This is a genomic window from Bacillus sp. AFS001701 (assembly GCF_002559405.1).
GTDB lineage: Bacteria > Bacillota > Bacilli > Bacillales > Bacillaceae_G > Gottfriedia.
Genome location: NZ_NTZO01000084.1, coordinates 1 through 9,813, shown reverse-complemented (window position 1 = coordinate 9,813; position 9,813 = coordinate 1). Strand labels below are relative to the sequence as shown.

Here is a 9,813-nt window from a genome sequence, read left to right as displayed (position 1 = left end):
ATCGACAATTAATAAATTTAAATTAGGAGCGGATTTAAATTCATTTTTAATGAATATATCAAGTGAATTAAATTCCTTTTGTTTTAGAATGTATATTTGTGATGAGGATGGTTTTCAGCAATCAGCTAACTTGTTTAAAATTAATGGTGAACAGTGGGAGCTTCAAGAAAAGTATAAAGGTAGAAACTGGAGCTGGAGGCCGTATTTTTTAGAAACCGTTTTGAAAATGCAATCAAATGATCAGGGACAATTATCAGATATGTACAGAGATATTGAAACCGGTGAAAAGATTCGAACGTTTTCTTATCCAATGAATAATGGAAGTTATTTATATATTGACTTAAGTTATGATTTTTTATTTAAACATAATGAGTTACTATTTTAATGACTCTCTTATATGATTTAATCAGAAAATGACTGTCACTTTGAAAAAAAGGCAGTCATTTTTTTGATATCAAAAAAATTGTCAATTAAAGAAGTAATGTCATATTGTTTTCATGATGCTTGCTTTTTATTGGAGTGGAAAGACTTGAGCCTTCTTGCATCTCTACCAATTAATTATTTTATTTAAAACAAGAAAAGACAAGTACGATTGGTATTCTTTGTCTTCTTAAAAACTCTTCTTCGCTTTTAAAATGTATTTGTTTTGGTGTACCTTCATGTAATTGATCGATCCGGAATCCAGTTTTTCTTAATAGATTAAAGTATTGTTCAATTGTTCGATGGTATTTGACTACTACTTTATTCATCCATGGTTCTTTTCTTTCGCCAGTTCGAAAGTAATCGTCTACAATCCAATTTTCGCGTCGATCTCCTGAGAGTTTGCTTAAAAAGGAGGCAGTGGTTAATGGATGTTGTACACTAAATATAAAATGGCCGTTTTCTTTTAAGCTGTTAAATATTTTTTGAAATACTAGCTCAATGTTTGAAATATAGTGTAGTGCAAATCTAGAAGTGACAAGTTCAAATGAATTCGAAGGAAAATGATAGTCCTCGATTGAAGTATGATGGACGGTACCTACTGTAGCCTTTACATTGTTCAATGCTGCTTTAATCATGTTCTCTGATCCCTCGATACCTGTATAGGTTTTAGCTCCTAGTAGTAGAAGTTCATTACCGAAGGATGCGTCACCACAACCTAAATCTAATATGTTTTTTCGATCAACATTCCCAATTAGTTCATAGATGATTGGTCCTTCGATTGCATTGTTAGGACTATCTTCTCTATTCTTTCGTCGAATGTATTCTGAAAAAAAATCATCTTGATTGTAAATCGTTGAACCACGATACTCCATAATAACACTCCCTAACCGTTCAAAAAATTTTAAAAAAATTGAAAATTTGACACAAATTATCTAACTTTAACATTAAATTTGATTTAGATAAAGAGAGAAATTACCCAGAAAAAATTTTTACTTTGGAGCATAGGGCTTTAGTTGAACTTAATCAAAAATCGACGAATTCATATATAAAAGCCTATTTTAATTAAAAGCAGTGTTTTTCTCTGTCAGCTAATGTAAAAAAGATAAGAACGATTCGTGTAGTAAATTTCAATATAATAATGATACGATTAGTAAAAGTTAAGCCCGAGGAGGATTTTATTTGAGAGGACTTATTTCGAAAGTTCTTTTTGCATCGTCCGTCATGTTTTTTGTTTTTCATTTTATTGGAGTTGGGTAATGAGAAACTATTTTTAGGACAAGTCCTTGAAACGCTCTTAATAATAAATGAAGTAAAGATTGATAAAAAACACCTAAATGAATGTGATTTAGGTGTTTTTAATTTGATAGATAATGGATTAACGTTTTTGTAATGCGGCTTCAATTTGCTCCATCTGAACGCCTCTAATAACTTCATCATCAATTATTAAAGTAGGTGTTGAGTATGAATCTAACTCAAACATCATTCTTTTTTTAGCACTTTCATCTTGTGATACGTTATATTCAATATAAGAAGCATTCATTTCTTTTAAATAATTTTTCAAAAATTCACAAGGAGGGCAACCATCTTGTGTGAATAATTCGATCTTCATAAACGACATCCTTTTTAATTTTTTCTTAAAGCATTTGTATAAAACCATTATGACATAGAAAAATATAGTATAGAAAGAAATTTGTTTTTTAGTTGAAACGACTATTTTTCTTGAATTTATCTTGAAATACAAGTATTCTTATTAATGGACACTTACATAGCTGAAATCTATCAGAAGTTTTTTGGATAGAAATTGTAAGAAAGTAAAACCTATATTTAGGGAATGACACATGGTAGAAAGGAGTTCTAATATGTCTTTATTATTAGGAATTTTAGAACGCTTAGAAAGTTTAAAACAACAAGCTACGAACGGCGAGGTTGCTCAAAGATATTTTGAAGTTAACGGTGAAAGAAAGTGTAGCGTTAAGTATTCTGAGAAAAATGAAACTTTTGAATTAGAAGTATTTCAACAAGGTGAAAAACCACAAACGTTCCCATTCGATAATATCGATATGGTAGCAATTGAAATATACGAAATTATTTCATAAGAAAAGAAAAAACAAGCTTAGCTTGTTTTTTCTTTTTTTTTAATATTTTATTACAAAATAGTAAGGGCGTGCTAATCCCAATTCTTAATGAATACATTATTATGTATTGTTATGAAAAGGGAGGTCATATACGTGAATAAAGATCAGTATCGATTTTACAATGTAAGTGAGAGAAATATGAGTTTTGATCATGTAGTTGATCGGCTATATCACTTTGTAAAAAGTGATCCTAATAAACAGTATCGACTTTCCATTGGAACAGATTCTCAAGTTCATAGTAATGGAACTAAGTTTATTACTGCACTTCACTTGCATAGGGTAGGTAATGGAGCTTGGGGATGTTTACATACTTGTTGGCATCACAAGAAAATCCGAAATTTAAAGGAGAAAATATTTCTAGAAACTATGTATAGTCAGGAAATTGCTTTTTTATTATCACCTTTTCATTTAGAAAAAATATTTAGTCCTCTTCATGAAAATGCCAATTCGAATAATTTTAGTTTTGAAATTCATCTAGATATTGGTACGATGGGGCTAACGAAAGAGTTTATACAAGAAATGACATCTAAAGTAAGTGCAATGGGCATCATTCCTAAGATAAAACCTGATTCTTATACAGCATTTAGTTATGCAAATAAATTTACAAAATAAGAAGTTTAAACTAAATAAACATTGATTAAAATGAGGATTAGGAGGGATGATGGATGCTAAGTGAACAAAATTTCACAGAAGATGAATTGTCTTTATTGGTCGACACAGTGATGAAACAAAATTATGCAATTGAACTCATTTCATCACAGATAACTGATATAGAAAATGGTTTAATGGATGCAGGCGATGATCAATACGAAAGACTAGTACATTTATATCAAAAATTAAGGGATTTAGGGTTATGAAGACAAAAATAGATGAACGTTTAGATAATAAATTATTTATCTAAACGTTTTTTTGTTTTTTGAATAGTTATAGTTAAATAAGTAAATTTTTAAGAAAAGTTAAATTGGAAAGGGGTTACAAATCTGATAATATAGGGATGGGGACATAGTCCTTAATTGAATAAAATAATGTATAGAATTTTTTCTATACAGATGATTAGCAAAGTTGTATGTGTATTTATTTGATGTTTATTTATTGAATAGATAATTTCTACCATTTTTAAATACTTTTGCTTTTCTATTGGGGGAAGATGTTTTTGATTAGTATTGATGGATCACAATTTTTTGAACATAAAGTAGAAGAAGTCATTATTTCAAGTGAAAAAGTAGCTCATGTGCAAATTGGTAATAGTTTGGAGCATGCATTATTAGTACTTACAAAATCTGGATATTCTTCAATTCCAGTGTTAAATCCAAAGTTTCAGTTGCTAGGTTTAATTAGTACATCTATGATATTAGATGGAATACTTGGATTAGAAAGAATTGAATTTGAACGGTTAAGTAATATGAAAGTTGAAGAGGTAATGGGAACTGAAATACCATTATTAAAAACGACTGATACACTCGCTAAAGGGCTTGAATCTGTAGTTGATCATCCTTTTGTATGTGTTGTTGATGCAAATAATACGTTTGAAGGTATATTAACTCGTAGAGCGATTTTAAAACAATTGAATAAAAATGTTAGAAGATATAATAAGCATTAATGAATAAAAAAGTAAGTCATCATTAAATTGACTTACTTTTTTAGTGTAGAAGCGTCTGATTCTATTAGGTTTAAGGCAAGGGGGGATTATGTGCAAATTGATGATATACGTTTAATAATAACTTTGTCAGAAGAGAAGAATATGAGGAAGGCAGCTGAGAGGTTGTTTGTTTCTCAACCAGCTTTAAGTCAAAGACTACAAAATTTAGAGAAGCAGATTGGTAGTGAATTGTTTATTCGTTCTCAAAAAGGATTGATTATTACTGCCTCTGGTGAAATCATATTAAACTACGCGAAAAAGATGGAAGAAACGTATCAAACAATGTTAGAGCAATTACAAATTTTAAAATCCGATATTTCAGGTACTTTAAAGATTGCCGTTTCATCTGTTGTTGCGCAATACTGGTTACCGCCAGTTTTAAAAAAATATGTGTCAAGCTATCCAGAGGTACAAGTTTCACTTTTTACCGGTTGGAGTAGTGAAATCACAAATCGCTTATATGAAAATGAAGTTCATTTAGCAATTGTTCGAGGCAACCAAAATTGGTTTGGAGAAAAGGAATTACTTTTTTCTGATGAATTATTATTAGTTGATACAAAAAAACATAGTCTTGAGGAATATAAAACGATACAAAGACCATTTATTCAGTTTAAAAGTAATTCAAATTATTATCAGTTGATCCAGTCATGGTGGTATGAGCATTTTAATTCATTACCAAAACATGAAATTGTAGTCGATCAAATTGAAACATGTAAGCAATTTGTATTGAATGGACTAGGCTTTGCGATTTTACCTTCCTCTGTATTACATGATATTAGTGATGAAAATATTATAAAAACACCTTTAATGACAAAAGAACAATCAGGGTTATATCGCGATACATACTTACTTTATAATCGAGATGCGATGAAATTAAAACAAGTAGATGGATTTATAGAATCAATTCGAAAAAAAAATAAAGATTAATCGACAAAAAGTTGCTAGTTACTTACTAGATTTGATAGAGTATTCTTATTGATAATAATAAAGGGGGCAATTCATTATGAAATTAATGGACGCAAATGAAATTATTGCATTTATTGCAAATAGCACGAAAAAAACACCTGTAAAGGTTTATGTAAAAGGTCAATTAGACAAGCTTACTATTTCTGAATCAGTTCAATCATTTATTTCTCAAAATTCTGGAGTTTTATTTGGTGAGTGGGATGATGTTAAAGTAATTCTTGAAGAGCAAAAAGAATACATAGAAGATTATGTAGTAGAATCAGATCGTCGTAATTCAGCGATTCCACTTTTAGATGCTAAAGGTATTAAAGCTCGCATCGAGCCAGGTGCGTTTATTCGTGATCAAGTTACAATTGGAGATAATGCAGTTATTATGATGGGTGCTGTAATTAATATCGGTGCTGTAATTGGAGAAGGTACAATGATCGATATGAACGCAGTGCTTGGTGGACGTGCTACTACAGGTAAAAACTGTCACGTTGGTGCTGGAGCTGTTTTAGCTGGCGTAATCGAGCCACCATCAGCAAATCCAGTTATTCTTGAAGACAATGTATTAATTGGTGCTAATGCAGTAGTATTAGAAGGTATTAAGGTAGGGGAAGGCGCGGTAGTAGCTGCAGGTGCAATTGTAACTGAAGACGTTGCTCCTTACACTGTGGTTGCAGGTGTTCCTGCTAGAAAAATCAAAGATATCGATGATAAAACAATTTCAAAAACTGAAATCATTCAGGCTTTAAGACAACTAAATCAATAATTACAAGAAGTGAGCGTAGAATTTATTTTTCTACGCTTACTTTATAGACATTATATTAAAATATAAGTTCAGAACTGATTACAAGCATTGATTTTCGAGGCGTGAAGTCTGATAAAGAGTGGAGTTACCTTTTAGAGGGTATTTTAGCACTGCGGGTGAATCAACGAAGAAAGCGAGCGTTTGTCAACAGTCTGAAGCGTAGAATTATTTCTACGCTTTTTTTGGAGGAGCTAAAATGGATTCATTTATTAAAATTAGAAGGGATTTACATTTAATCCCCGAACTTGGATTTCAAGAATTCAAAACACAAGCGTATTTACTAGATTATTTATCTAGTTTAGATCAAGAAAGAATGATAATTGATACTTGGAGAACAGGTATTTTCGTTCGAGTAAAAGGGTTAAATTCTACTAGAACGATTGGTTACCGTACAGACATTGATGGATTACCAATGAAAGAAAACACAGGATTAGAGTTTTCATCTATTCATGAAGGTAATATGCATGCCTGTGGTCATGATGTACATATGAGTATTGCTCTAGGTGTACTTACTAACCTTGTTAATGAGCCAATAAATGATGATGTCGTTTTTATTTTTCAACCTGCAGAGGAAGGTCCTGGAGGAGCGGAACCTTTACTTAAAAGTGAAGAATTTAAACCATTTAAACCAGATGTAATTTATGGTTTACATATCGCCCCAGAATATCCTGTTGGTACAATTGCAACGAAACCTGGTATGTTATTTGCTCATACATCAGAGCTTTTTATTGATTTTCATGGCTTAAGCGGTCATGCAGCCTTCCCTCATTTAACGAATGATATGATTGTTGCATCAAGTCATTTTATCACTCAAGTACAATCTGTTGTATCAAGAAATGTTAATCCATTAGACAGTGCTGTCATTACGATTGGCAAAATAACTGGTGGTACAGTTCAAAACGTTATTGCAGATCATGTTCGAATAGAAGGTACGATGCGAGCATTAAGTGAAGAAGCAATGCTAAAATTAAAAAATAGAATTGAAAGTCTTGTGAATGGATTTCAAGAGAGTTTTCAGTGTAAAATAGAAGTAGATTTTGGAAGTAATTACTATGGAGTAATAAACGATGAAACGTTGACGAATGAATTCTTTAATTTTGCGAAACAATATGACGGTATTGAGGCCGCCCGTTGCAATGTAGCAATGACAGGTGAAGATTTTGGTTATATGACAAAAGAAATTCCAGGCCTAATGTTTTGGATTGGCGTAAATTCAGAATTCGGACTCCATAACCAAAAATTAAATCCAGATGAAAATGTGATTCCTTTAATGATTCGATTTATTTCGGACTTTATGAAACAATAACAATGAAAATGATTTTCAGTTAATAATAATTATAAATTAATATTGACTTTAAATAAGTAGTTTACTATAATATCACTTGTATGATAAATAGTCACATAAATATTGGAGGTAATAACGATGGCAGAACGTTTAGTAGGAAAACAAGCACCACGCTTTGAAATGGAAGCAGTTTTAGCAAATAAAGAATTTGGTAAAGTAAGCTTAGAAGAAAACATGAAAAACGATAAATGGACAGTATTATACTTCTATCCAATGGACTTCACATTTGTATGTCCAACTGAAATCATAGCAATCTCTGATCGTTACGACGAGTTTGAAGATCTTGATGCAGAAGTTGTAGGTGTTTCTACAGATACAATTCACACTCACTTAGCATGGATCAACACAGATCGTAAAGATAATGGCTTAGGTCAATTAAAATATGCATTAGGTGCAGATACAAACCACGCTATTTCTCGTGACTATGGCGTATTAATTGAAGAAGAAGGTATTGCATTACGTGGATTATTCATCATCAGCCCAGAGGGTGAATTAATGTACCAAGTAGTACACCACAACAACATCGGTCGTGAAGTTGATGAGGTTTTACGTGTACTTCAAGCTTTACAAACTGGTGGACTTTGCCCAGCTAACTGGAAACCAGGTCAAGCAACTCTATAATTCTAAACAATTAAGAATTAATGTCAAAGGTCTAACTCATAGTTAGGCCTTTTTAAACACAATTACGAAAAGTGGAAGACGTTTGCCCTACAGCCTGTAACTAGACAAACACCAAAATAGAACAAGCTCTATTAGAGCTAATGAAACAAGTAGGAGGACTATAAAATGAGACTTCGCTCACCAATGCCTGAATTAGATGGTGCAACAACAGTATTAAATGGAGAAATTCAAAAAGAAAACCTAATCGGTGACAAACCAACATTGATTCATTTTTGGTCTGTTAGTTGCCATTTATGTAAAGTAGCAATGCCAAACATTAATGCTTTTAGAGATGAATATAAAGACCGATTAAATGTAGTAAGTGTTCATATGCCAAGATCTGAAGATGATTTAGATATTGATAAAATTAAAGAAGTTGCTGAAGAACACGGAATTACACAAACAATATTAGTTGATAACCAACATTCAATTACAGATGCTTTTGAAAATAAATATGTACCATCATATTATGTATTTGATAAAACAGGTGTATTACGCCACTTCCAAGCTGGAGAAGGCGGAATGCCAATGTTAGAAAAGCGTGTTAATCGAGTACTAGATGAAGCAGCAAAAGTAGAATAGTTTGTAGATTCAATCATCACTTAAGAGACTTTTCTTTAAAAGTCTCTTTTTGTATTTTCCTAATCTTCGTCTTGAAACTAGTAGAAAGTGTATTTTATAGGTATAATTAAAGTAAACTAATCTTTAGTTTAAGGAATTATTCTGTAGGAGGAAAAAAGTTTGGAGATTCAAACAATTGCAATCTTTATCTTATGGTTGTTTTTATATGCCTACATGATTATTGCTTCAATTGATTTTGGTGCAGGATTTTATGCGTTTTATGCGATTACAACTAAAGAAGAACCAAAATTAATTGGCTTAATAAATCGACATCTTTCATCTATTTGGGAACTTGCTACATTATTTTTCATTTTCTTCTTTGTAGGTGTAGTTGGTATATTCCCAAGGGTAGCATATTATTATGGTGTTCCCTTATTAGTTCCGGGTAGTGTAGCAATGATTTTTTTAGCAATTAGGGGATCGTTTTATACTTTTCAGCAATATGGAGGAAATAGGAGTAAGTTCTTTTTAATTCTGTATGGGGCGACAAGTCTATTAATACCTGTTACTTTATCTACTGTTTTAACAATTTCTGAAGGTGGATTTATTATCGAGAATGGAACAGATATACGATTTTATCCATTTAAATTAATTACGAATTCTTATTCTCTATCCGTTATGCTATTGGCTGTATGTTCAGTCCTATTTATTAGTGCAATGTTTTTAATTTATTCTGCAAAACTTATCAATGATTCGGAGTCGGAAACTAAATTAAGAAAGTATGTAATATTCTGGTCATTGCCAACTATTATATCGAGTATCATCGTATTTTTATCAATGAAATTACATAATAAGGTTCATTTTGATCGAATGCATAATGTATGGGAATTCTTTCTGATCTCTTTGATTTGCTTTTGTATAGCAATTTATTTTGTTATAAAAAGAAAAAGATATGGTTTAGCGTTTATATTAGTATTATTACAATATTTCTTCGCATTTTTTGGGTATGGAATAAGTCATCTACCATTTATTTTATATCCTTATTTAAGAATCGAAACAAGTTTTGCTAAAAGTAGTTTAGCAATTGTACTAATTATTCTGTTTGTTGTATTTTTTATCTTATTTACAGTGTATTTTATATTTTTAGTTCTTAATAAACCTTTTTTTATGAAAGTGTTTTTAAAAAGTAATGAAAAAAATGACTTCCAAGATTAATAAAAAAGGGCGATTTCAAAAGTATTTTGACTTTTGAAATCGCCTTTTTAATGATTAAACTTCCATAATAATTGGG

At 31.1% G+C, this 9,813-nt stretch carries 13 protein-coding genes; 11 read left to right on the top strand and 2 right to left on the bottom strand.

Annotation, left to right across the window (positions count from 1 at the left end; all coding sequences use genetic code 11):
• On the top strand, positions 1-385 hold a 385-nt coding region (locus CN514_RS06870; RefSeq protein ID WP_286141588.1), incomplete at its 5' end, for an EAL-associated domain-containing protein.
• 178 nt (positions 386-563) lie between these two features.
• Here the strand turns inward: CN514_RS06870 and CN514_RS06865 are convergent.
• Positions 564-1,295 carry a class I SAM-dependent DNA methyltransferase gene (locus CN514_RS06865; RefSeq protein WP_098231956.1) on the bottom strand — a complete coding sequence of 244 codons (732 nt, stop codon included), beginning with the start codon at positions 1,293-1,295 and terminating at the stop codon, positions 564-566.
• A gap of 503 nt (positions 1,296-1,798) precedes the next feature.
• On the bottom strand, positions 1,799-2,032 hold the full coding sequence (locus tag CN514_RS06860; RefSeq protein ID WP_025568652.1) for a glutaredoxin domain-containing protein: 234 nt from the start codon (positions 2,030-2,032) through the stop codon (positions 1,799-1,801).
• 250 nt (positions 2,033-2,282) lie between these two features.
• Here CN514_RS06860 and CN514_RS06855 point away from each other — a divergent pair, with 250 nt between their 5' ends.
• The 10 genes from CN514_RS06855 (at position 2,283) to CN514_RS06810 (ending at position 9,737) form a co-directional block, all read left to right on the top strand.
• On the top strand, positions 2,283-2,519 hold the full coding sequence (locus CN514_RS06855) for a YkuJ family protein (protein WP_056474223.1): 237 nt from the start codon (positions 2,283-2,285) through the stop codon (positions 2,517-2,519).
• Between the two features lie 177 nt (positions 2,520-2,696).
• Positions 2,697-3,170, top strand: a complete 474-nt coding sequence (locus tag CN514_RS06850; RefSeq protein WP_387324921.1) for a ribonuclease H-like YkuK family protein — start codon at positions 2,697-2,699, stop codon at positions 3,168-3,170.
• 53 nt (positions 3,171-3,223) lie between these two features.
• The gene (gene abbA, locus CN514_RS06845) at positions 3,224-3,415 is read left to right on the top strand and encodes an antirepressor AbbA (protein WP_098231955.1); all 192 of its coding nucleotides are present in this window, start codon (positions 3,224-3,226) and stop codon (positions 3,413-3,415) included.
• Between the two features lie 296 nt (positions 3,416-3,711).
• Positions 3,712-4,158, top strand: a complete 447-nt coding sequence (gene cbpB / locus CN514_RS06840) for a cyclic-di-AMP-binding protein CbpB (RefSeq protein ID WP_069035530.1) — start codon at positions 3,712-3,714, stop codon at positions 4,156-4,158.
• A 63-nt stretch (positions 4,159-4,221) separates the two neighbouring features.
• Complete coding sequence (locus CN514_RS06835; RefSeq protein ID WP_098231957.1) at positions 4,222-5,124, top strand: transcriptional regulator CcpC; 903 nt, start codon at positions 4,222-4,224, stop codon at positions 5,122-5,124.
• A 76-nt stretch (positions 5,125-5,200) separates the two neighbouring features.
• Positions 5,201-5,917, top strand: coding sequence for a 2,3,4,5-tetrahydropyridine-2,6-dicarboxylate N-acetyltransferase (gene dapD, locus CN514_RS06830; RefSeq protein WP_069035532.1), 717 nt, complete (start codon positions 5,201-5,203; stop codon positions 5,915-5,917).
• Positions 5,918-6,152: 235 nt separating this feature from the next.
• Positions 6,153-7,262: an N-acetyldiaminopimelate deacetylase gene (locus CN514_RS06825; protein ID WP_098231954.1), complete on the top strand. Its 1,110-nt coding sequence runs from the start codon at positions 6,153-6,155 to the stop codon at positions 7,260-7,262.
• Between the two features lie 117 nt (positions 7,263-7,379).
• Entirely contained in the window at positions 7,380-7,922 is a 543-nt protein-coding gene (locus CN514_RS06820) for a peroxiredoxin (protein WP_098231953.1), read from the top strand.
• 165 nt (positions 7,923-8,087) lie between these two features.
• Positions 8,088-8,543, top strand: a complete 456-nt coding sequence (locus CN514_RS06815; protein WP_098231952.1) for a TlpA family protein disulfide reductase — start codon at positions 8,088-8,090, stop codon at positions 8,541-8,543.
• A gap of 159 nt (positions 8,544-8,702) precedes the next feature.
• Entirely contained in the window at positions 8,703-9,737 is a 1,035-nt protein-coding gene (locus CN514_RS06810) for a cytochrome d ubiquinol oxidase subunit II (protein WP_098231951.1), read from the top strand.
• Positions 9,738-9,813 lie beyond the last annotated feature (76 nt).

Coding starts and splice junctions, on each gene's coding strand:
- CN514_RS06865 (WP_098231956.1), bottom strand. CDS start 1,295: ATGGAGTATCGTGGTTCAACGATTTACAATCAAGATGATTTTTTTTCA.
- CN514_RS06860 (WP_025568652.1), bottom strand. CDS start 2,032: ATGAAGATCGAATTATTCACACAAGATGGTTGCCCTCCTTGTGAATTT.
- CN514_RS06855 (WP_056474223.1), top strand. CDS start 2,283: ATGTCTTTATTATTAGGAATTTTAGAACGCTTAGAAAGTTTAAAACAA.
- CN514_RS06850 (WP_387324921.1), top strand. CDS start 2,697: ATGAGTTTTGATCATGTAGTTGATCGGCTATATCACTTTGTAAAAAGT.
- abbA (WP_098231955.1), top strand. CDS start 3,224: ATGCTAAGTGAACAAAATTTCACAGAAGATGAATTGTCTTTATTGGTC.
- dapD (WP_069035532.1), top strand. CDS start 5,201: ATGAAATTAATGGACGCAAATGAAATTATTGCATTTATTGCAAATAGC.
- CN514_RS06825 (WP_098231954.1), top strand. CDS start 6,153: ATGGATTCATTTATTAAAATTAGAAGGGATTTACATTTAATCCCCGAA.
- CN514_RS06820 (WP_098231953.1), top strand. CDS start 7,380: ATGGCAGAACGTTTAGTAGGAAAACAAGCACCACGCTTTGAAATGGAA.
- CN514_RS06815 (WP_098231952.1), top strand. CDS start 8,088: ATGAGACTTCGCTCACCAATGCCTGAATTAGATGGTGCAACAACAGTA.